Origin of the sequence: Paenibacillus thiaminolyticus (assembly GCF_007066085.1) — a bacterium.
In the GTDB taxonomy this organism is placed as follows: domain Bacteria; phylum Bacillota; class Bacilli; order Paenibacillales; family Paenibacillaceae; genus Paenibacillus_B; species Paenibacillus_B thiaminolyticus.
The window spans coordinates 4,758,842-4,780,868 of record NZ_CP041405.1; the positions used below are offsets into that span (position 1 = coordinate 4,758,842).

Annotated in this window: 21 protein-coding genes; 17 read left to right on the forward strand and 4 right to left on the reverse strand. The window is 49.4% G+C overall.

All coding sequences use genetic code 11. The features are described 5' to 3' along the window. The first annotated feature begins 59 nt into the window (after positions 1–59). From FLT43_RS21115 to rlmD, 4 genes are all read left to right on the forward strand, one after another. Complete coding sequence (locus FLT43_RS21115) at positions 60–845, forward strand: CbiX/SirB N-terminal domain-containing protein (RefSeq protein WP_244951362.1); 786 nt, start codon at positions 60–62, stop codon at positions 843–845. Next, positions 772–939, forward strand: coding sequence for a CbiX/SirB N-terminal domain-containing protein (locus tag FLT43_RS30275; protein WP_244951363.1), 168 nt, complete (start codon positions 772–774; stop codon positions 937–939). Before FLT43_RS21115 ends, FLT43_RS30275 begins: the two co-directional genes overlap by 74 nt. A 217-nt stretch (positions 940–1,156) precedes the next feature. Then, positions 1,157–2,071, forward strand: coding sequence for a diacylglycerol kinase (locus FLT43_RS21125; RefSeq protein ID WP_174818228.1), 915 nt, complete (start codon positions 1,157–1,159; stop codon positions 2,069–2,071). Between the two features lie 978 nt (positions 2,072–3,049). After that, complete coding sequence (gene rlmD, locus FLT43_RS21130) at positions 3,050–4,633, forward strand: 23S rRNA (uracil(1939)-C(5))-methyltransferase RlmD (RefSeq protein ID WP_087443074.1); 1,584 nt, start codon at positions 3,050–3,052, stop codon at positions 4,631–4,633. Positions 4,634–4,798: 165 nt separating this feature from the next. Here rlmD and FLT43_RS21135 read toward each other — a convergent pair whose 3' ends face one another. Then, positions 4,799–5,329, reverse strand: a complete 531-nt coding sequence (locus tag FLT43_RS21135) for a cysteine hydrolase family protein (protein ID WP_087443075.1) — start codon at positions 5,327–5,329, stop codon at positions 4,799–4,801. Between the two features lies 1 nt (position 5,330). Further along, positions 5,331–5,993, reverse strand: a complete 663-nt coding sequence (locus tag FLT43_RS21140; RefSeq protein WP_244194237.1) for a helix-turn-helix domain-containing protein — start codon at positions 5,991–5,993, stop codon at positions 5,331–5,333. A 307-nt stretch (positions 5,994–6,300) separates the two neighbouring features. On the opposite strand from FLT43_RS21140, the gene FLT43_RS21145 reads away from it, so the two are divergent. The 3 genes from FLT43_RS21145 (at position 6,301) to FLT43_RS21155 (ending at position 8,385) form a co-directional block, all read left to right on the forward strand. After that, on the forward strand, positions 6,301–6,684 hold the full coding sequence (locus FLT43_RS21145; RefSeq protein WP_087443076.1) for a hypothetical protein: 384 nt from the start codon (positions 6,301–6,303) through the stop codon (positions 6,682–6,684). Positions 6,685–6,968: 284 nt separating this feature from the next. After that, positions 6,969–7,223 carry a hypothetical protein gene (locus FLT43_RS21150; protein WP_087443077.1) on the forward strand — a complete coding sequence of 85 codons (255 nt, stop codon included), beginning with the start codon at positions 6,969–6,971 and terminating at the stop codon, positions 7,221–7,223. A gap of 73 nt (positions 7,224–7,296) precedes the next feature. Further along, positions 7,297–8,385, forward strand: coding sequence for a serine hydrolase domain-containing protein (locus FLT43_RS21155; RefSeq protein WP_087443078.1), 1,089 nt, complete (start codon positions 7,297–7,299; stop codon positions 8,383–8,385). A gap of 84 nt (positions 8,386–8,469) precedes the next feature. Here FLT43_RS21155 and scfB read toward each other — a convergent pair whose 3' ends face one another. Next, a complete protein-coding gene (scfB, locus tag FLT43_RS21160; protein ID WP_087443079.1) occupies positions 8,470–9,849 on the reverse strand; it encodes a thioether cross-link-forming SCIFF peptide maturase in 1,380 nt (459 codons plus the stop codon). Between the two features lie 97 nt (positions 9,850–9,946). After that, a complete protein-coding gene (gene scfA / locus FLT43_RS21165; protein ID WP_076321126.1) occupies positions 9,947–10,096 on the reverse strand; it encodes a six-cysteine ranthipeptide SCIFF in 150 nt (49 codons plus the stop codon). A 518-nt stretch (positions 10,097–10,614) separates the two neighbouring features. On the opposite strand from scfA, the gene FLT43_RS21170 reads away from it, so the two are divergent. The 10 genes from FLT43_RS21170 (at position 10,615) to FLT43_RS21215 (ending at position 21,978) form a co-directional block, all read left to right on the forward strand. Beyond that, complete coding sequence (locus tag FLT43_RS21170; RefSeq protein WP_087443080.1) at positions 10,615–11,919, forward strand: S8 family serine peptidase; 1,305 nt, start codon at positions 10,615–10,617, stop codon at positions 11,917–11,919. A gap of 199 nt (positions 11,920–12,118) precedes the next feature. Then, positions 12,119–12,229: a carbohydrate-binding protein gene (locus FLT43_RS30670; RefSeq protein WP_340162473.1), complete on the forward strand. Its 111-nt coding sequence runs from the start codon at positions 12,119–12,121 to the stop codon at positions 12,227–12,229. 392 nt (positions 12,230–12,621) lie between these two features. Continuing rightward, on the forward strand, positions 12,622–12,864 hold the full coding sequence (locus FLT43_RS21180) for a hypothetical protein (RefSeq protein ID WP_087443081.1): 243 nt from the start codon (positions 12,622–12,624) through the stop codon (positions 12,862–12,864). 83 nt (positions 12,865–12,947) lie between these two features. Continuing rightward, positions 12,948–13,352 (forward strand): DUF1259 domain-containing protein, encoded by a 405-nt coding sequence (locus FLT43_RS21185; RefSeq protein WP_087443082.1) that lies wholly within the window; start codon positions 12,948–12,950, stop codon positions 13,350–13,352. A 169-nt stretch (positions 13,353–13,521) separates the two neighbouring features. After that, a complete protein-coding gene (locus FLT43_RS21190) occupies positions 13,522–15,879 on the forward strand; it encodes a helix-turn-helix domain-containing protein (RefSeq protein ID WP_087443083.1) in 2,358 nt (785 codons plus the stop codon). 203 nt (positions 15,880–16,082) lie between these two features. After that, positions 16,083–17,294 (forward strand): M20 family metallopeptidase, encoded by a 1,212-nt coding sequence (locus FLT43_RS21195; protein ID WP_087443084.1) that lies wholly within the window; start codon positions 16,083–16,085, stop codon positions 17,292–17,294. After that, a complete protein-coding gene (locus FLT43_RS21200) occupies positions 17,269–18,684 on the forward strand; it encodes an MFS transporter (protein WP_087443085.1) in 1,416 nt (471 codons plus the stop codon). The genes FLT43_RS21195 and FLT43_RS21200 overlap by 26 nt, the downstream gene beginning before the upstream one ends. An 81-nt stretch (positions 18,685–18,765) precedes the next feature. Further along, positions 18,766–19,953, forward strand: coding sequence for an amidohydrolase (locus FLT43_RS21205; protein WP_087443086.1), 1,188 nt, complete (start codon positions 18,766–18,768; stop codon positions 19,951–19,953). 379 nt (positions 19,954–20,332) lie between these two features. Beyond that, positions 20,333–20,773 (forward strand): helix-turn-helix domain-containing protein, encoded by a 441-nt coding sequence (locus FLT43_RS21210; protein ID WP_087443087.1) that lies wholly within the window; start codon positions 20,333–20,335, stop codon positions 20,771–20,773. Beyond that, a complete protein-coding gene (locus FLT43_RS21215; protein WP_087443088.1) occupies positions 20,770–21,978 on the forward strand; it encodes a macrolide family glycosyltransferase in 1,209 nt (402 codons plus the stop codon). The genes FLT43_RS21210 and FLT43_RS21215 overlap by 4 nt, the downstream gene beginning before the upstream one ends. Positions 21,979–22,027: the final 49 nt, after the last annotated feature.

Consider the following 22,027-nt stretch of genomic DNA (forward strand, 5'->3'; position numbering starts at 1 on the left):
TGTTGGTGATTAGCCACGGTTCTCCCGACGGTTCCTGGGTTACACTGGTAGATGAAGCGATGGCGCAGGCGGCGTGGCCGGAAGGGGTGCCGATCGCTTCTTCTTTTTTGGACTGCGTGCCGGGACGTACGATTCAGGACGGCATCGATGAGCTGGAGGCACAAGGGGTGGATGCCATTGGCGTCATCCCTTTGTTCATATCGGGCGGAAGCACGCATGTCGATGAGATAGCTTATGCGCTCGGCGTCACTTCGGCGCCGCTCGCCGACACGAAGCTGCCGCCGTTCCGCCTGCGGGCGCAGGTGCGCTACGGCCGCCCGCTGGACGGGGCGGCCTTGTTCGCCGCGGCTTGCGGCGGGGACGGGCCGGGCGGTGATGGCCCGGCAGGCGAGCCCGAGGCGGGCACGGTCCTCCTCCACATGGTGGAGGACCGCTTGCGCGGCCTCGGCGCCGGCGCGGGCGATGCGGCGCTGCTCGTGGCGCACGGCAGCCGCCACGAGCCTTTCGCGGGCCGCTGGCACGCGAGCCTGCGCCGCCTGGCGCGGCAGCTCGTGCAGCGCAGCGCCTGCGCGGCGGCGTCCCACGCGCTGCTCTGCTGCGAGGACATCGCCGCGGCGGCGCGCAAGCTGCAGCAGGCGCTGGCGGTGATGCCCGCCGATGCGGGCCCGGCCTGCTGGCGGGCGACCGCACGCTGGCGGCACGCGCGGCGCTTGCCGAGGCCGCGGCCCGGCGGGACTCGGCCGCCGGGAGCGGCGCGTGGCGGTGGTGCCGGTGTTCCTGAGCACCGGCTATTTTACGGCGCGGGTTATTCCCGAGCGGCTGGGCGATGTGCCGGCGCTCTATGACGGGCGCCCGCTGCTGCCGCATCCGGCCTTGGTGGAGTGGCTCTCCCGCGAGGGAGAGCGGCTGCTGGCCGGGATGAAGGCCGAGGACGGCTGAATGCGGTGGCCGGGCGCTGGCGGCTGGGTTCGGACAAGCTCAGGCAGCTCGGGCAGGATCGGGAATGATGCTCGACGGCGCATTTCACAGTGATATGTTGGATTTTCCATAGTATAATCAAGTAAGTAATCAATCTGTGAAGGTGCCCGGCATCAGGGAGATGCGGAGCAGGCATGGCGCCGGAATGGGAATAGAATGCAAACGGGTGACTTAAGGAATGATAAAAAAAGCAAGATTAATCTATAACCCGACTTCCGGGCGGGAGGAAGGGAAGAAGCGGCTGGCGGACATTCTGCATATGCTGGATGCCGCCGGGATCGAGGCGACGGCGCATGCGACGGATGGCGCGGGCGATGCGACAGCCAGCGCGGCGGATGCGATCGACCGGGGCTATGACATGATCATCGCCGCCGGCGGGGACGGCACGCTTAACGAGGTTATCAACGGCATGGCCGGCAAGCCGTCACGGCCGCCGCTTGGCATTATTCCGCTCGGCACGACGAATGATTTCGCCCGTGCGCTGGGCATCCCCCGCCATTGGGAGGACGCCTGCTCGATTATTACCCGGCAGAAGACGCGCGTCATCGATCTGGGGCAGGCGAATGACACGTATTTCATCAATATCGCGGGCGGCGGGTCGCTGACTGAGCTCACGTATGAGGTGCCGAGCAAGCTGAAGACGATGATCGGACAGCTGGCTTATTACATGAAGGGCCTGGAAAAGATGACGAGCCTGCGGCCGACGGAGCTGCGCATCGAGGTGGACGGCCACGGCGTGTTCCATGAGGAGTTCATGCTGTTCCTGATTGCGAATACGAACTCGGTCGGCGGCTTCGAGAAGCTGGCGCCGGGGGCGCGCATCGATGACGGCCTGTTCGATGTCATCATGCTGAAGAAATGCAATCTGGCGGAGTTCATCCGCGTGGCGGGGATGGCGCTGCGGGGCGATCATATTCTCGATCCGCTCATTATCCACGTCCAGTCGAAGCGGGTGACGGTGACGTCGCCGGATACGGTGCAGTTGAATCTGGACGGCGAATACGGCGGGCTGCTGCCGGGAACATTCCAGGTGCTGCCGTCGCATTTGCGGATTTTTGCCGACGTTCCGGAGGCGCAGCCAGAGCAAGGATAGGCATGGCATCCCGCTCGTCTGCGGTGGGCGCGGCGGTGGGGGGAAGCAGCCAATGTTGAGAGTGCCAACGCAGCCTTGCTTATGGCGATGCTGCTGCCTCGGATCCGGGTATGGCTATGGCGCCCTGCCCTGGCTCGGGCGAATGGTGTTGCGCCCTCTGTTGTGCCCCGGCTCGGGCCGATGGCGCTGCGGTCGTGTTATGGACTCGGCTGCGTGGTGTACGGCGTTGCGGCCTGTTAGGGCCTCGGCCGGGGCGTGCGTATGCGTTGCGGAAGCTGGAGGGCTTGGCCTGCTGCCGGTGAGGCGGGGCCAGGTCTTTTTTTGATAAGATGGATGTGCTGGGGAAGGTTGCGGTTTTTTGATACCTGGTGCGATTACGGTTGGCTGCTGCACCTGTCTGAAGGAAAGTAGTCCAGTTAATTGCGGGAATCCTGCAAATATACAGTAATTTTTTGCTTGTGCGTATCTATTTTGTAGAATTGCTGCTAGGATGCAGTATTTTGAACGAAAAGTCCGAATATAGGCGGTTATGAGGCGAAATTGATGTATATTTGCAGGCTTCCTTTTTCCAAAAAGAGAGCTTGGTGGAAATACTGCACTTTTGCAGTTTTTTTGCAGCTGTTGAAGGGAAAGTAAAGGGAAATTGAAGGGGAATTGACTGGGATTGGTGTATCGTTTGCGCGAGAGCTCTGGTTGTCTTTTGAAGCATGGCTCCTGAAGCGGCGGTACGCACGAACTTTGGGGAAGAAGCGCATGTCTCGGAAAGTACCTGAATACATGATGTGGCCATAGAGGATTCCGGCATAGGATGTGTATTGTATATATAGAAGGCAGGCTCATAGCAGGCTTATCATACTTACATACTCTTAATCAAGTTAGCAAGATTCGGTCTTGGATGTCGAACGGGTTTGGTGGAAGGCAACTAGAGCATCATATTGACATGTAGGAACAGCAAGCGATAGAGCGGAGGATGTTGTTGTGACAGGGAAAAAGCTAGGCAACGGGGCGGAGCGCCGGAAACGCCGGGGAACGGCGGCAGCGGTCAGGGCTAGAGCGGTCGGGGCGAAATCCGCCGAGGCGAATTCGGCCGAGGCGCGAACGGCGGAGGGCTCCACGGCAAAGAAGCGCGGCCAGGCGGGACAGAAGTCCGCTTCGGCTCCGGTAAGCAAGAATGACGAGGTCGTGCTGGATATTATTGGGCTAACCCATGACGGGGAAGGCGTCGGCCGGGCGGACGGCTTCACGCTGTTCGTCAGCGGCGCGCTGCCGGGGGAGCAGGTGCGGGCGCTCGTGCTGAAGGTGAAGAAGCAGTACGGCTATGCCAAAGTATTGGAGCGGCTCATCGACAGCGCGCATCGGGTGGAACTGGAGCATCCAGTGAATGCGTACGGCGGCTGCCAGCTGCAGCATCTGGAATATGGCGAGCAGCTTCGCTGGAAGCGGCAGCATGTCGTCGATGTGCTGGAGCGGATAGGCAAGTTCCAGGTGGAGCATGGAGCCGAGACTGGAGACGCAGACGGGCAGCCGCCGATTAAGGTGCTGCCGGTCATTGGAATGGAGCATCCTTGGCGCTACCGTAACAAGAGCCAGATGCCTATCGGGGCCGATCCGCGGACGGGCGAGCTGATTGGGGGGTATTTCGCCAAGGCGAGCCACCGGATTATCGATACGGATGTAAGCCTGCTCCAGCATGAGCGGAACGATGAGGCAATGCGCGCCGTGAAGCGGATTGCCCGCAAGTACGGCATCGCGCCGTACAACGAAGAGACGCACACGGGCCTTCTTCGTCATGCGATTATGCGTGTCGGCTTCCGTACGGACGAGCAGATGATTACGCTCGTGACGAATGGGGAGAAGTTGCCGCATGAGGCGGAAATTGTCGCCGATCTGGTTGAAGCGTTGCCGCAGTTGACAAGCATCTGCCAGAACATCAACACGAAGCGCACGAATGTCATCATGGGAGAGAAGACCCGCGTATTGTGGGGCTCGGAATATATTACGGATTATATCGGGGACATCGCGTTCAAAATATCCGCACGCTCGTTCTATCAGGTTAATCCGGTGCAAACGGAAGTGCTGTATGACAAGGCGGTGGAGTATGCTGGCCTGACAGGGAACGAGACGGTCATTGACGCGTACTGCGGCATCGGGACGATCTCGCTGTTCCTGGCGCAGCGCGCGAAGCGAGTGCTTGGCGTCGAGATCGTCGAGGAAGCGATCGCCGATGCACGCCGCAATGCCGAACTGAACGGCGTGACGAATGCGGAGTTCGCCGTTGGCGCGGCTGAGGACGTAATCCCGCGCTGGAAGGAGCAGGGCGTAACGCCTGACGTCATCGTCGTCGACCCGCCGCGTAAGGGCTGCGATACGGCGCTGCTCGACACGATGCTGGCCATGCGCCCTGAGCGCATTGTGTACGTGTCCTGCAATCCGTCTACGTTGGCAAGGGATGTGCGGGTGCTGGCGGATGGCGGTTACCGTGTTCTTGAAGTACAGCCAGTGGATATGTTCCCGCAGACGACACATGTGGAGTGTTGCTCACTGTTGGTCAGGAACGACTAATAGTTGAGGTGTATTGGCGGAAATAGTAAAGAGGGGCTTTCGCCCTCTCTTTTTTTCTAGCCGATGGACTATCGTTTTCCGTAACAACAAGTGCTTGATCTGCTAATAGTCGTTCTATATAAGAGGAGAAAATATCCTTCTCACCTTTTCATAATCAGTTGGATTTTAAAACTGGACTTCGCTCGAGCGAACCATTGTAGCAAATTGGGCAAGAATGCTATTATGATGGTTTATGATTTGTTCTGCCGTTAATCCATCTGAATCGTAAGTGCTGTGGCAATCCTCTGCCAATTCTACTTTGTAGCCGCGCGAATAACCACTCTTCACCGTTGTGTCCACGCAATATTCGGTTTGTACGCCGCATATCACTAGAGTATCAATACCTTGATCCCGTAACCGGGGATGGAGCTCGGAATCTAGAAACGAATCCGCGTAATGTTTAATAATGATATGATCATGTGCAAGGGGAACGATCTGTTCATGCACTTGCCATAGCGGTTGATTCTCCGATCTTAGAGAACCATGCGGCTCAGTAAACATGATATAGAATACGGGTGAATTTCCCTTTCGAGCTTTATCAATTAATCGCCTTGTATTTTCTAGCAGGTTCTCTTCCTGATAAAGAGATTTTCCACCATAATCTTTCCATACAAAGGGCATAACCTGCATGTCAATAATTAGTAGCGCCTTTCTCATTTCAGGTGACCCTCCTTGATCCCAATTTCTTTTTCTCATATTTCCATAATCCATGTCGGTTGCAATACGTATACAACGTTCCGCCGTACATTTTGGGGAAGCGTACTTCTGCGAGTTGTTCCGGGTACAATTTGATGAGCATCACCCTGTCATACGAAATATAGGCTACAAAAGATATGTAATGGTCTCTGCTCATCTCGTGCTTAATGGTAACAAAGTAATCCTCTTCAATTTCGTGAACGGTTATTTCGTGCTCATCGTTCTCCGCTTTGGAAAGCAGCGGCTCCAGTAACCTGCCGCAACATGAAATGCTTGTTGCCCCCGTACTGGTCATAATATTGCCACAGCTTTGACACGCGTAAAATTTTACGTTCTTCATATTTCCTCCGTCCTGTTCATTCGGATTTAAATCTCCGGATAAAATCTTCTCGATATTTACTCCTAATATGTTGGATAGCTCCCCAAGCAAGGATACATCCGGACACCCCAATCCGCGTTCCCATTTTGAAATCGTCTTATCACTAATATTCATAAGAAGGGCTAATTCTTTTTGAGTCATTCTTTTCTCTTTACGAAGACTCTGAATTAGCCTTCCCACCTTGATGCAATCGATATTGTCCGCCTCCTGTAATTTTAGAGTATCAAGTATATTTTCCCCTTTCAATAAACGCTCCGTAGAGTTTACTAACCTCCCGATTGCTAGATGATCTTGGAAGGGTTGTACGTACAATGTCTATTCGGAAAAATTTGGTCCGAGGCAGACCGTTACTCAAGTCATGTGGAGTCGGTGGCTTTGTTGGTGAAGAAGGACAATTAAATCGAAGAAGTATTGACGGAACTTAGTAGGAAGAAGCAGGGAAACCTGCTTCTTTTCTGTATATACTCAAGAGGGATAGATCTATCCGAAAATACTTATATGCATAAATGATCGCGTATAATAGCTCGATTGCAAAAGAGGAGGAATCAGAAAATTGAAATTCTATCGCTATGTGTTAAGTATCCCACCTTTGGATTGGGAGTGTTGCTTTCTTAGCATTGAGGAGTATAAGCAGAACTTTGCGAACAAGTATAATCAAAATATAGAGTATTACATGCAAGTTATTGGGGATTGTCAACAGCATCTCGTTGATGTCGACAACCTTGCTGTTGTAACATATAAAGATCTGTGTGCAAGCGTTCATTCTGCTGAGCTGCGCTGTCCAGCCATGATTTTCTCTATACCGAGTGGCGATCAGCGAGGTTCAGCTTTGTTTTGTATCATGTATAAGCTTGAAAACGACGGGGATACGTTTATTTACTCTCCTATTCCACTTGTTCATCTAGAGCAAGATCAAGCAGGTGAAATAGAGCTTTAATTGTTTGAATTCAGAGGTGGCTTGAATGCTAATCAACTGTGTGCCGATAATTGTTTTGACCATCGTCGTTTTCGCGGAGAAGGAATAGGAGATACAGGGTTACACAATAATATGTGTTCGAGGACACATCTCAAATAAAGAGGCCTGCCTTTGGGCGGGCTTTTGACGTTTTTAAACAGGGCCAATCCCCTTTTTGGTAGGATTTAACTCGATTAATGTCGAAGTATGGTGAAAGATGAACAGGATGGTAACACTCGAAATGTAAATAGAGAAGGGAGATTACAATGAAAGATTTAAAAATTCTCAAAGAACGAAAAGAGTGCATCTTTTTCAAACGAGTGAAAATGATAGCCGTAATGGATGGATCGGAGGGAATGCACCGGCTTCCTTTTGATGATAATGAGAGGATCTCCATTTTTGCTCCTAAACATTTTGAAGATCGTCTTTCTAAAGATAGATATCCAGATTGTTCGATATTAACAATGAAACACCTAAAACAGAAGAGAGTAAATTTGATGCCTTTACCGATCATGATTTAGTAAAATGGAAAATCATTCCTTAAAATACGGAGTGTTTAATAAGCTATAAAGAAATAGACTGAGAGGTATAAATATGAAAAAATTCTTAAAAATTTTCTCTATTACTATTCTTGTTATTGTAATCGTGTCTATAGTAGCTTTGCTATTATTTGGACGTAACAACCATAGTAATTTATCTGGAAGCGTTTCTGATAAAATCGATCAATATTTGACAAATGAAAAATTTCAGGGAACCGTCCTAATTGCAAAGGAAGGTGAAGTTTTATTTACAAAAGGTTATGGATTGGCAGCCACTGATTTACCTAATAGCCCAAGCACGCTCTATCAGATTGCTTCATTATCTAAAACATTCACTGCAGTAGCAGTCATGCAACTAGTAGAAAAGGAACTTCTAAACTTAGATAATCCAATTTCGCAATACTTTCCAGACTTTCCGAATGGAGAGTCTATTACAATAGGTCATCTACTAAGTCATAGCTCGGGAATTCCGGATTATCTAAAGGCGAATTTCGAATTTGACTACAGCAAAGAATGGAATCCAAATGATATTGTAAAAACCGTTAGCGATTCTGAATTAGAGTTTACCCCAGGTAAAAGCTTTAGTTATAGTAATACTGGTTATGTGATGTTAGGACTTATTGTTGAAAAAGTCAGCGGACAGTCATATGCAAATTATATAGAAGAGCATATTTTTGAGCCAAGTAACATGTTTAATTCTATGTTTACGGTTTCGGCCGGTATACCAAAAGCGGAAGGACATGTAGGGGGGAAAGCCGGACCCTTAATGCATAATTCTGCAGCGTATGCAGCTGGGGATATCATTTCTACAGTTGAAGATTTAGAACGGTTTGACAGAGCCCTGCGTAATAATTTATTGATAAGCAAAGAAACATCAGAACTGATGAGTATGACCCATGCTAAAAAGTTTCCGTATCAATATGGATATGGATGGTATACTCAAGATGTCATGGGGAAAAAAGCAGTTGGGCATTCAGGAGGATATCCAAGTGGTTTCCGTCATTATGTTACACGGCTACATGACGAGGAATTAACAGTGATCGTTCTTAGCAACGAGATGACGGTGAATTCAAAAAGAATCAACCGTAATCTTACATCCATCGTTCTTCAGGAGCCAATTTGGATATGGGAAGAGAAACTTTAATTATAAAAGACTTTTCTCAAGTTTGATAAAAGATAATTTAGTAAACTTATTGCAAAGAGGGGCCGATGCCCCTCTTTCATCTATCTACATTTGATTCTCTTCCATCGCTCGAATCGACTCGGCAACCTTCGCCATCATGGAACATTCAATTCGTTTACGGAAAACATCACAACTAAATTCGTAGGTTCCGTTGATGGAGCCCGTCGCATGCAGGGCATTGGCAGGACAGCCCCCGCTGCAGTAGAGCTTAGCCCAGCAATCCTTGCACTCCGGCTTCGTGTAGCAGTTGCTCTCTGTAAATTGGCACTGCAGCTCCGGCTGCGTGATGCCATCCCAGATGTTCCCCATGCTGTACGCTTCATCCCCTACGAACTGGTGGCAAGGGAACAGCTCGCCCCATGGCGTGACAGCGAGGTATTCCGTGCCTGATCCGCAGCCCGTGATTCGCTTCTGGATGCAAGGACCTTCCGAGAGATCTAGCATGTAATGATAGAATGTGAACCCTCTGCCTTGTTCACTGCGCGCAATCATTTCTTTGGCGAGAATTTCGTACTGATTGTAAATCTCCGGGAGATCCTTCTCGGTAAGCGCATAGGGTTCCCGTGGATCACAGATGACAGGTTCCATCGAGATTTTGTCAAAACCAAGATCTGCGATATGGAAGATATCATTGGTGAAGTCGACATTGTTCCGTGTATATGTTCCCCGTACATAGTATTCCTGGTCTCCACGCTTTTGGATGAATTCCTGGAACTTCGGCACGATAGAATCATAACTGCCTTTGCCGGTAACGGTTGTGCGCAGCCGATCATGAACCTCTTTTCTTCCATCCAGGCTTAAGACGACATTATACATTTCCTGATTTAAAAACTCGGTGATCTCATCGTTCAGCAGCATGCCGTTCGTTGTGAAGGTGAAGCGGAATTTTTTCTTCCATTCCTTTTCCTTGCTTCGTGCATACGCTACAATCTGTTTGACGACTTTCCAAGCCATAAGCGGTTCTCCGCCGAAAAAGTCAATGTCAAGGTTGCGGTGATGGCCCGAATGCTCCAGCAAATAATCGATAGCTCTTTGTCCAACTTCTAAGCTCATAATTGCTCGATCGCCATTGTACTTTCCTTGGCTGGCGAAGCAATATTCGCATGACAGATTGCAGGTATGCGCGACATTGAGACAGAGCGCCTTCACATACGTTTTTCGTTTTTGTAAATCAATAGACAGTTCCTCATACGCATCCTCTGTAAAGAGCTGTCCATTGCTTATGAGTTCCTCGACCTCTGAGATCGTCTCTCGGATGCTTTCCTCTGAATAATGTTTTTCCTTCATTCTCATTAGGATTTGTTCGGGTGCTGCATGCTCATACAGCGCAATGATCTCATACGCCAGGTCATCAACAACATGCACTGAGCCACTATAGGTATCGATCACGATGTTGTATCCGTTCAGTTGATAATGATGAATCATACTGCCAATCAAGCTCCTTTTTGACTACAAATTGCAGGCGGCTATCCAGTATAAACAACTTCGCCGTCCTTGTAAGGACGGCGGTGAGTTTCAATTCCTATTTGTTCATTGCGTTTTCACAACGCTGGTTGGCAACGCCACAGGAAGTCTTGCAAGCAGACTGGCAAGATGTCTGGCAAGCGCCGCATCCGCCGTGTTTTGCAGTGTCCATCAGTTTGCGTGTACTCAGTGTTACAATTCTTTTCATGATGAATAACTCCTCTACCATTTCATTAGTTATTAACTTGCTGCGTTGAACTATCGTAGCAGCAACTTTGGCTGCACATCAATCAAAAAGGTCACACATAAACATACCGTCAGCATTTCATTTCACATATGTGGAGTGCTGTGCGTTGATAGTGAGAAATAAAGTTGCTGTTCCCTATGTTCATAACAAACCTGGCAAATTACCGAATGGGTTTTCAGAGACAAGTCCTTGTTCACAGATGGATTTTATTTTTTTATTTTTTTTGTTTACTTTTCCAAAAAAATGATGATAAAATAAAGTCAGTTGGGAAAAAGAGTAATTTATTTACCGAAAATCCCAATTAATTAATGGCGTTAAGAAGGGGGGGATCCAGGAAATCAGGGAGAAAGAACCGAAAAAAGGAGGTTGGTAAATCTAAAACTTGAATGCGCTTTCTCAGCATCGTGACGAACTCTATTTCATCATGCTGAACACTGGAAAGCAGCACAAATTATTTATTCCGTGAAGGAGGGTTAATAATGAAGAAGTTTCTAAGCTCTGTTTTAGCCGCCATTTTGTTAATGGCAACTTTAGTAACAGGGGTGGCGTTTGGCAGCCCCGATCAGGGTTACTCGGGTGATTATATTGAAGGTCAACTCGTGGTGTCGGTCGAGGAACCGTTCATGGATTCGATCCAAAGCGTGGATGAATTATTGATGGAAGCGGAATCGCTCACGGAGAGCGGTTTTACGATTGCCGATTCACTGTTCGGGCAGGATGCCGGCAGCTTCTCGGTGCAATCGCTGGATAGCGATGTAAGGGCTACGGCGATAGAAAAAATGGGTTTGGTCTATTTGGTCGAGTACTCTGTAGAGGACTACAATTCAATCGATTCCGCCAAAATAACGTTGGAGGAAACATTAGACAACCTCGGCTTCAATGTTCGGTACGTCACGGAAAACCGCAAAATGTACGCGCTTGAAACTGCAACCGTGCAGGATGTTTCACCTCAAGATATTCACAATAACCAACGTTGGCATTATGACATGATTAAGGTTCCGCAAGCCTGGGAGATTACGACCGGGTCAAGCTCAGTGCGGATCGGCGTGCTTGACACGGGAATTGACAGCAACCATCCGAACCTGAAAAATCTGGTGAACACTAGCTTGGGCAGCAGCTTTGTGGGCGGAACCACAAACGATGGCAATGGGCACGGCACTCATGTCGCTGGAACGATCGCCAGTTATGGATCGGTGTCAGGCGTCATGCAGAACGCGACCCTGATTCCTATTAAAGTGCTTAACGACAGCGGTTCAGGTTCGCTGTATGGCGTTCAACAAGGTATTGTTTACGCCGCTAATGTTAGAGCCGATGTCATCAATATGTCGCTGGGTGGCGGCGGTTACGATCAAGGGATGGATGAGGCCATTCAAACGGCTGTCGGCTTGGGCACCATCGTGGTGGCTGCCGCTGGCAATGACGGACTCCCCAAAATTTCTTATCCGGCGGCTTACAGCGGTTCGATCGCGGTTGGCTCCGTGACCTCGAGCAGAACGCGTTCAAGCTTCTCCAATTATGGACCGGGTCTTGATGTGATGGCTCCTGGGTCGAACATATACAGCACATATAAGAACGGTCAATATGCAACCCTGTCAGGCACCTCGATGTCAACCCCTCATGTAACGGGCGTACTAGGACTGATGAGATCGGTCAATCCGAATCTTACCTCTGCTGAAGCCGAAGAGATTCTCAAAAATACAGCGCAGCCTGCCGGAAGTTCTGATCAGTATGGGCATGGCATTGTTGATGCGCACGCTGCTGTGTTAGCGGCAAGTCAGCGGTGACGATACGCAAGCCCCGAGCGAACCTGGCATAATATCCACAGGCATAACCAACACAAGCGTATCGCTATACTGGAGTGCTTCTACTGACAACGCGGGCGTAAGTCGTCCGCAACAAGCAAATGCCGTAACGGTAACGACGGATTCCGGTTCGTCACAGCCGTCTCCGACTACGCCTTGAGCTCCAGGTATATCGTATAAGATCGGGGACGAAGCGACTTACGGCGGAGCGACATACCAGTGTCTTCAAGAACATATTTCGATGGCGGGCTGGGAACCGCTTAACGTACCGGCATTATGGTTAGAGAAATAATTGATCCGGGGTAACCGCTCCCCGAACAAAGCGCCTTCGCAGACTGTCTGCAAGGCGCTTTTTTTGTGGTTTTAAGTCTGAACGACATCTGATGTGATCGGATACGGCATGACCACGTGCATAATGAACATATTCTGTCATGCACCCTGCCGTTTGATGCTCCGGATGCAATGCTGAATTTATAATTTGTGATAATGATGTAAGCGGCGCTCTACCCTATCTTGGATAATTTGTTTTAAGGAATCAGGCTTCACGGATACCACATAATCACCGTATTTCATAAAATAAGAGCTATCGATTTCAATGACCTCGAAGAGGCGGAGAGGCTGTTTGATATCCTTGAAAACCAAGCCGAACCTGACCTGCAAACCTTATATCATAGAGCAAAAAAATTGAAGAAATATGAAAAGGCCATTTTTTATAAACAGAAGGAAGTCGAGTCGGCTGCGGACGCTCGGGATAAGGCATCAACCATCTTAGATATAACTGCTTTGCATATTTTGAATAATGGCTATATCCAAGCTTTTGAATCCGCACAATCGTGGGAACGGCTTCTGACGCAGTTTGATAGTTGGCAATACACCGGACTTGGCAGAATGATGAGTGAATGCTGGTTTGATTTTATAAAAAATTAGTTCATCGTTGGAGTAGGCGATAATCCGGGTCACTCCTGTTCCTGTACTCATACCCTAAATGAAGACAGGGGAGGAAAAGAAGTATGCCCAATAGCGGTTCGCTTTGTGCGAAGTTCTCAAGGATTATCGGGGGCCAGCCCGGCTTTGCCGGCGGAAAATGCGTCTCGACCATAAATCGAAAGCGAATAAGAGCAACGATTTTGGGGAAAAGATTTAGCGTAACGTCTTCTTTTTCGTTCGAATCATTAGATGAAAGAACGGGCAAAGCGCTTTGTGTAGGCAGGGCGGCCTTCTTAGAGAAAGAAGTCAATCCATTCATTACGGCGATTCGTAAACAAGGAATCAAAGTGACGTCTGTCCGTAACGAATGGCTATTCGAGCGGCCCCTCTTGATGTATGTCAATATTGAAGCCGTGGAAAAACCGCTTGTTTTCGCCAGAAAGGTCAGGCGAGCGTTAGATGCGATTCATGAAGGTTTCAAGCTTTAATGCTTGAAGCCTTTTTGTCTGGAAATGGATGACTGGAGCGTCTGCACTTGTCTGGACAATAAAAAAAGGCTCACGTAAACTGAACTAAGCCTAAGGTTTTTCAAGAAATGCTGGCACCAAATGCTGTCATCGTCCATCAAGCCTAAACCAAGCCAAGGAGGCGTTCACCATGCCGAATGCAGCAACGAACAACAACTATGAGATCAGCATGGAAAATATTCGATCGATGCCGCCAACGAGTTATTTTGGAACGAAGATTCTGTTCGTGATCAGCGGGAGCCTGACCGTGAACTGTACGGCTCGCGATTATAAGCTGCAGGCTCATGATATCTTGATCCTGAACCGCAATGACAGGCATGAGATCGCAAGCCAGGAGGATAATATCGTCATTGTGTTGAGCCTGACGGCACAGTTCTTTGCCCAGCATGATAAATCGTACTTCTCCTATCACTTCGACTGCTTCTCGCGGGAGATGGACCCCGGGCGCGAGCAGATGGTCGCCCTTCTGCGGCGTTATGTTGCCGAGATTATGATTGCCTACTCGCGAACAGGCGCGCTTCCGAACCTGGAGCTGCAGAGCAGCTTATTCCAAATGATGCTGCTGCTGACTCGTTTCTTCAAGACTGAGGCTCCTGTGCGTGAAGGGAGTTCTCACGATGATGAACGGATTATGCGCATCATCCAGGAGATTGAGCAGCGCTACGACGAGCCGATTACCTTAAATGAGATCGCACAGAAGGAGTATTTATCGGTTTCTTACCTCTCTCGATATTTCAAGAAAATGACCGGGTTTGGATTCGTGCAGTACGTCAATCTGGTTCGGCTGAAGCATAGTCTGGATGATCTGCTGCATTCCACAGATTCGTTATCTCATATTGCGTTGAAGCATGGATTTGCCAGCTCGAAACACTTCAATGCCGTCTTTAAAGCGGCATACGGGATGTCCCCCGCTCAATACCGGAAGGAGCATTCGGAGCACCAGGATGATGTACAGCCAGCGGCTAACCATGCTTCCGAGCCCAGAACGGTGCTGCAATCCCCGGATATTCTGGCGAAGCTTGCCCAGTACATTGAGACAGGGGAGCAGATCTCGGATATTAGCGAGGCTGTATTCGAGAACCGGCAGATCGAGCTTGACCCAACCCGGCAGGAAGAAGTAGCGGCTTCCACGCATGTTCTTTTCATCGGCCAGCTGAAGGAACTCCTTAATGAGAATGTCAAAGAGCAGGTTCTCATGGCTCAGCAGGAGCTGCGCATCCGTTATATCGGAATTCGCAACCTGATCTTTGGCAAGACGCTGCTTCCCGAAGTGGAAACGGACGAGCTGGTGGCTACCTCTACGCCGTTCATGAATTCCGATCTGGCCCTCCAGTTCCTGCAAGATCATCATCTCCACCTCCTGATCCGCATCGAATACCAGGAGATTTCCTCGGACGAGAACAAGTATTTCGAGCTGCTGGACAAGTTTATCCGTCACTCGATTCAGATTTTTGGACGCGATACCGTAGCGAAGTGGCGCTTCCTGTATTATGAGCCTCATGCCACGATTGCCTCCCCCGAAGAGCTGCGGCGAATATATCTTCGCCTTCAGGCTTTAGTGAAGAGCAGGGAAGAGCGAGTGCAAGTGGGGACCTATCTTCCTTTTTCCGAACGAACAGGGACAACGACGACACAGCATGACTGGCAATTAAGCCACGGCGACGTGATTGACTTCATTGCATACGAAGCGAATCCGAACGAAGTCGTTGATTTCGATAAATCGGCTGACGATGATTTCACCGAGACCCAGGACTATATCCTCTCCGCGACCTCCAAGCTGAAAGCTTATTTAAGGAAGCATCGCATGGAAAAATCGCTGTTTCTCATGTCTTGGAATACGTTGACGGGGAATACGAGGTATACGAACGGAACGTTTTTCCGCGGTGCCTTAGTGATGAGGGCGGTGCTGGATATAAGCCGCGAGGCCGATGCGATCGGCTTCTGGATCAATACGGAGCAGCATGAGGGGGAGCGCCGCGCGCGGAATATAAGCATTGACGGGCTGGAGCTGTTTCACTTTTTCAATGGGAAGAGACCTGCTTATTACGCTGTCATGTTCAAGGAACGATTAAGAGGACGAATTGTGGCGCAAGGGAAAGATTATGTGATGACGGAACACGCCGATGGATACCAGCTCGCGCTATTGAACTGCAATAACTTCAATCCTCGCTTCTCGGTGGAAGAGCTGTTCCTAAGACAGCGGAAGAAGGAGATGCATATTCGCCTGCTCGGCATGAAGCCAGGTGCGTATCAGATTCGCAAATTCCAATTCGACCGCGATCACGGGGCATTGTATTCGGAGTGGGGGAAGTTCAACAGCAAGCATGGCGTCGATCAGGAGATTATGAATTATGTCATCAACAGATCAACCCCTTCCTTGAAAGTCATAGACGAGCAGATGAGCGCTGATTGGTCCTTTTATGTGTACTTGGACATGAACGCGATTCACTTTTATGAGTTCCGTAGAATGTTCGATGATATGAACTAAATCACATTTGACGAAAGTGGGTGAAAATCTCCCCTCCTGTTTTGTCCAAGCTTGAAGCTCTAACAAGAAGACGGCAAAAACGAAGGACATGGGAGTGCAAAAACAGGGCCGAATGTAACCGCTTACCCTCCTATAATAAAGGCATGAAAACATGTTTCTTCACTGGCCGGTGATAAGCATCATGTTATAGGAGGGCAGAGGTCATGAAGACGGAACTATTTAGACGACTGGACGAGAAAAAAGAACGCATCATCGAGATTAGACGCTATCTGCATGCGCATCCGGAGCTTTCCTTCCAGGAGGAGAACACCGCGAAGTATATCGCTGAATTCTATACAGATAAGCCCTGTGTCGTTCGCGAGCATGTCGGCGGCAACGGGGTTGTTGTCACGATTGATAGCGGCAAGCCGGGCAAGACCTTGGCGATCCGCGCGGATTTCGACGCGCTTCCGATCACGGAGCAGACGGGACTTCCCTTTGCCTCGCAGAATCCGGGCGTCATGCACGCTTGCGGACATGATGGACATACGGCTTATATGCTTGTCCTTGCCGAGACGTTAATGGAGATGAAGGATCAGTTAGAGGGCAAGGTCGTTATTTTGCATCAACATGCGGAAGAAACACCGCCTGGCGGAGCGATTCATATGATCCAGGACGGCTGCCTGGATGGGGTAGACCATGTGCTCGGCATCCACGTCATGTCTACTATGGAGACGGGAAGAATCTTTTACCGTGAAGGACCGATCCAGACGGGACGCGCCTACTTCAAGGTGAAGATTCTTGGCAAAGGCGGCCATGGATCCTCCCCGCATATGGCTAATGACGCCATTGTTGCCGCAAGCGAATTCGTATGCGCCGTGCAAACGATCGTAAGCCGCCGCTTGAATCCGTTTGATGTCGGCTCCATTACGATTGGCTCTTTTGACGGTAAAGGAAGCTTCAATGTCATTAAAGACGCGGTCGAGCTGGAAGGCGATGTTCGAGCGATGACGGAAGAGACCCGCAGCTTGATTGAACAGGAAATTCGCCGCATCTTATCCGGACTTCAAGAAATGTTCGGGATCACGTATGAGCTTGACTATAACAATGACTATCCTGTTCTCGTCAATGATCCGGCATTCACGGAATTCGTGGTGAAGTCGCTGACTCAGAGCGGCATTCCCGAGGTCACCTCGATCGAGCGCTGCGAACCGCAGCCGCCTTCCGAGGACTTCGCTTATTACGCGCAACAGCGTCCAAGCGTATTCTTCTATGTAGGCGCGATGCCTGACCATGGAGCGTATTACCCTCATCATCACCCTAAATTCGATATCAATGAAGACTCCTTGCAGATTGCTGCGAAAGCTATGGGTGCACTCGTTATAGACTACATGAAAGAGGGCGGAAGAGATGAAGACACCAACAGTTCCGTATAAAGGCAGCGATAAACTTATCGTAGGGATCGTGTTCGGGGTCATCACCTTCTGGCTCTTCGCGCAATCCATGGTCAATATTGTTCCTGACGTTCAGGCTGATCTCGGAATATCTCTCGATACGCTGAACATCGCCATCAGCTTGACGGCATTATTCTCGGGGATTTTTATCGTCGTTGCCGGCGGCATGGCGGACAGGTTCGGACGAATGAAGCTGACGTACATTGGGCTTATTCTTAGTATTATTGGTTCCTTATTGCTCATTCTTGCGCATGGTTCCGGGATGCTGATCGCAGGCCGGATTATCCAAGGTCTGTCTGCAGCCTGCATCATGCCGGCAACGCTGGCTCTGATGAAGACGTACTTCGAGGGACCAGAGAGACAGCGGGCGTTAAGCTTCTGGTCCATCGGATCTTGGGGCGGTTCCGGGGTATGCTCCTTCGCCGGCGGCGCCATCGCCACGTACATGGGCTGGCGCTGGATCTTCGTCTTCTCCATCGTGTTCGCTGTGCTCGCGATGCTGCTTATCAAGGGTACGCCGGAGAGCAAGGTCGAACAATCGGGCAGCAAGGCACGCTTCGACTTCGGCGGCTTGGTTATGTTCGTGATTACGCTCGTTACCTTGAACCTGATCATTACCCGAGGCTCCTCCTTCGGCTGGACAAGCCCGATTACCTTGTCTTTGGCTGCCGTGTTCCTTGTGTCGATGGTCATTTTCTTCAAAATTGAGTTCCGTCATGCGAATGGATTCATTGACTTTTCTCTGTTCAAAAATAAAGCTTATACCGGGGCAACCGTGTCGAACTTCTTATTGAATGCCGCAGCAGGCACCTTGGTGGTCGCGAATACGTACGTTCAGATTGGGCGCGGCTTTACCGCTTTCGAATCCGGGCTCTTGTCCCTCGGCTACTTGGTGTGTGTTCTCGTCATGATTCGTGTCGGCGAGAAGCTGCTGCAGAAGCACGGCTCGCGCAAGCCAATGATTACGGGCTCACTCATTACGGCGATTGGAATTGCCTTGATGTCATTCACCTTTGTCCCAGGCTTTCTCTATACGCTGCTTGTGTTTGTCGGCTTCATGCTCTTCGGCATCGGACTTGGCATGTACGCGACGCCATCGACGGATACGGCGGTCTCCAATGCGCCGGAGAGCAAGGTCGGTATTGCGTCCGGGATCTATAAAATGGCGAGCTCGCTTGGCGGTTCGTTCGGTGTCGCCATCTCCGCAAGTGTGTATGGGGTTATCGCTGCCGCCGGAAGTATCGAACTGGCCGCCATGGTCGGACTGTTAACGAATGTTGCATTCTGTGTCGTATCCTTACTGTCAGTCGTTATCACGGCACCAAAGGGCAGCAAACAAGAGAATGCAGTTCTCGCTCCGGCTGCAAAATAAGAATGCCGATTAGAGCGCTTGGAAGCTTGGAGGTTTGGGATTAGATTAGAGTTATATAGAGATTCACAGGAGGATATGAACATGCGTGACCAATTATTAGCGATGCTCGATGCACGTAAGGATGAGATCATTGCGATTCGCAGGCATCTGCATGCCCATCCGGAGCTATCTTTCCAAGAGGAACAGACCGCGAAGTATATTCAAGACTTCTATCAAGGCAAAGAGGTGAAGCTGGATACGGAAGTCGGAAACGGGCACGGCCTTATCGTCACGATTCAGGGCGGCAAGCCGGGCAAGACGATCGCGCTGCGGGCGGATTTCGATGCGCTTCCGATTCAGGAAGAGACGGGTCTTCCCTTTGCTTCTGAAAATCCCGGCGTTATGCACGCTTGCGGCCATGACGGGCATACCGCTTACTTGCTCGTGCTGGCGGACTGCTTGATTCAGCTCAAGGATGAGCTTCCTGGCACGATCAAGATCATTCATCAGCATGCGGAGGAAACGCCTCCCGGGGGGGCCAAGAGCATCGTGGAGTCCGGCCTTCTGGATGACGTGGAGCATATCTTCGGCGTTCACGTCTTCCCTACGGGGAATGTCGGCGAAGTGATGTACCGGAGCGGCTTTGCGATGGCAGGCCGAAGCTACTTCAAGCTCGGCATTCAGGGCAAAGGCGGCCACGGCTCCTCGCCGCATATGGCCAATGACGCGATCGTCGCCGCCGCGCACTTCGTCACGACGGCGCAGACGATTATTAGCCGCCGCCTGAATCCATTCGATACCGGCGTCGTGACGATCGGCTCCTTCGACGGCAAAGGCAGCTTTAACGTCATCAAGGACTATGTCGAGCTTGAAGGCGACGTGCGTTACATGACGACAGAGACCCAAGCGTTGATCGATAAAGAAATTCATCGCATCGTCAAAGGGATTGAAGAGACGTTCGGCGTCCAAGCGACCCTAACCTATACGGCCGATTATCCGCCGCTCTACAATCATCCGGAAGTGACCGCGAACGTCGTTCGGTATCTGGAGCAGGGAGTAGGCGATTATTTGACAGCTATCCATGAAGGCGATATGCTATCCGGGTCTGAGGACTTTGCGTACTATTTGGAAAAAATCCCGGGCTGCTTCTTCTACATTGGCTGCAAGCCGAAGAACGCCGATGAAGTCTACTTCAATCACCATCCGAAGTTCGATATCGACGAGGACGGACTGCTCGTGGCCGCGAAGTCGGTTGCCGAAGTGGTGTGCGGGTATTATGGGTTGAAGTGATGGGCGCAGTTGATGGATGGAAGGTTATAGGAAGCATTTGAGAGTGGATTAGGGTACTGAACGTTGAAAGTAAGCTGAGTTTTGTAAAAATCGAATCGTGTTGAAGGTATCCCCTTGTGGTTAACATCTTGAGATTGTTGGTAATGATGATCTCGGATGTTGAGCGGAGGGGATTTTTGTTTAATTAAAACGTGTCCTTTATATTTGGCTTCAAAGTAACGCTTAGAAATGTCCATGACAGCCAAGTCTTTGAAGATGTTCTACTTGTACTGAATGTATGAGTACTTTGCCACAATTTTTAACAAAAAATGTTGCGAACTGTTGCTAGATCTTCACCTTGGATCTTCTATATATTTAAATGTATATGGAGATGAAAAATATGATTGGTATGAATATTCGTGTTTTGCGTAAAAAGCATAAAATGAGTCAGGAACAATTAGCTGAGAAGGTAAACGTATCACGACAGACCGTAGCCAAGTGGGAAAACGGGGATGCCTTGCCCGATATTTTTAAATGCAAGCTACTCGCTGATATTTTTCAAGTAACCCTGGATCAATTATCCCGTAATATGAGTGAAGAAGAGGCGAATCGGCTCGGTCCCAAGGGGAAGCAGTTCTTTGGTGTTGTGAAGGTAGGAGAGCGGGGACAGATTGTGATTCCCAAACAGGCACGCGACATGTATCAGATTCAAGCGGGTGATAAGCTGATTGTCTTGGGAGAAGATGCGACAAAAGGAATTGCTCTCTTAAAAAGTAATGAATTCATGGAATTTGTGGAGATGATTCAAAAAGCTGAGCGGGAGGTAGATGAATCAGAATGAGCAAAATTGTATTTTTTTCGATACCCGCACATGGCCACACCAATCCGACCATTCCGGTGGTAACCGAGTTAGTCAATAGAGGACATCAGGTTTGGTACTATTCCTTTCTCGAATTTCAGGGGAAAATAGAAGGTGCCGGTGCTGCATTTATTGCTTGTGATGAATTCTTGCCCCAGCTATCCCAAAAAGAATTGAATCGTAAGGTTGGCAAAGATTTTGCAGCATTGATTGAAATGGTTGCCGATACAACCATTGCTTTGGATGAAAAGGTATGTAAGGAATTAAGGGAAATTCAGCCGGATTGTATTGTATCCGACTCTGTATGCTTTTGGGGAAAGTTATTTGCAAAAAAACTAGGAATTCCATATATTTGTTCGACTACTACCTTTGCTTTTAATCAGCATACAGCGAAACTGATGAAGCGGGGTTTCATAGAATTATGGAGAATGATCGTGGGGTTGCCCCGAATTAACAAAAAAATTCAGTTGTTAAAGGATCATGGGTATGAAGTAGAGAATTTTGTATCGATTATTCAAAATAATAATGAAACGGACACGATTGTCTATACTGCGAAAGAATTCCAGCCGATGGCAAGTACCTTTTCTGAGCGATATGCTTTTGTCGGACCATCCATCAGGCAGTCTCCGCCGGTACAGAATAATAAAAAAGATAGAAAAATAATCTACATTTCCCTGGGGACTGTACTTAATCAAAATCAAGATTTTTACCAAAATCTTATCCGGGCATTTGCAGATACGGACTATGATGTTGTGATGTCAGTTGGTGAAAAAACGGAGATTTCCTCTCTTGGCAACATACCCGGAAATTTCGCGGTGAAAAACTTCGTAGATCAGATATCGGTATTACAGACAGCAGATGTATTTATTACCCATTGCGGCATGAATAGTGCGAATGAAAGCCTGTATTTTGGAGTTCCCATGGTTTTATTTCCGCAACATAGCGAACAAAGACTAGTCGCTGATCGGGTTGCTGAACTGGGCGCAGGCTTAAAATTGCAAGGAAAGAAGCCCAAATATTTGGCAGAAGCGGTATCTGAGGTGTTGGCGAATCGGACATATCAGGAAAATGCGCAGAAACTATCTGAAACTTTTCAGAATGCTGGCGGTGCAGTAGAAGCAGCTAATGTGATTTTAAGTAAAATTCGAGAGAAAATTACAAATACAGGCTCTCCACAAATGAAGTGACCCCATATAGCTAGACAGGTTCTGGAGATGCAGTTCATAGATACCCTGC

Coding starts and splice junctions, on each gene's coding strand:
- scfA (WP_076321126.1), bottom strand. CDS start 10,096: ATGAAAAGAATTGTAACACTGAGTACACGCAAACTGATGGACACTGCA.
- FLT43_RS21215 (WP_087443088.1), top strand. CDS start 20,770: ATGAGCAAAATTGTATTTTTTTCGATACCCGCACATGGCCACACCAAT.
- FLT43_RS21195 (WP_087443084.1), top strand. CDS start 16,083: ATGAAGACGGAACTATTTAGACGACTGGACGAGAAAAAAGAACGCATC.
- FLT43_RS21150 (WP_087443077.1), top strand. CDS start 6,969: ATGAAAGATTTAAAAATTCTCAAAGAACGAAAAGAGTGCATCTTTTTC.
- FLT43_RS21125 (WP_174818228.1), top strand. CDS start 1,157: ATGATAAAAAAAGCAAGATTAATCTATAACCCGACTTCCGGGCGGGAG.
- FLT43_RS21185 (WP_087443082.1), top strand. CDS start 12,948: ATGCCCAATAGCGGTTCGCTTTGTGCGAAGTTCTCAAGGATTATCGGG.
- FLT43_RS21190 (WP_087443083.1), top strand. CDS start 13,522: ATGCCGAATGCAGCAACGAACAACAACTATGAGATCAGCATGGAAAAT.
- FLT43_RS21115 (WP_244951362.1), top strand. CDS start 60: ATGGCGCAGGCGGCGTGGCCGGAAGGGGTGCCGATCGCTTCTTCTTTT.
- FLT43_RS21205 (WP_087443086.1), top strand. CDS start 18,766: ATGCGTGACCAATTATTAGCGATGCTCGATGCACGTAAGGATGAGATC.
- FLT43_RS21135 (WP_087443075.1), bottom strand. CDS start 5,329: ATGAGAAAGGCGCTACTAATTATTGACATGCAGGTTATGCCCTTTGTA.
- FLT43_RS21170 (WP_087443080.1), top strand. CDS start 10,615: ATGAAGAAGTTTCTAAGCTCTGTTTTAGCCGCCATTTTGTTAATGGCA.
- scfB (WP_087443079.1), bottom strand. CDS start 9,849: ATGATTCATCATTATCAACTGAACGGATACAACATCGTGATCGATACC.
- FLT43_RS21210 (WP_087443087.1), top strand. CDS start 20,333: ATGATTGGTATGAATATTCGTGTTTTGCGTAAAAAGCATAAAATGAGT.
- FLT43_RS21155 (WP_087443078.1), top strand. CDS start 7,297: ATGAAAAAATTCTTAAAAATTTTCTCTATTACTATTCTTGTTATTGTA.
- FLT43_RS21200 (WP_087443085.1), top strand. CDS start 17,269: ATGAAGACACCAACAGTTCCGTATAAAGGCAGCGATAAACTTATCGTA.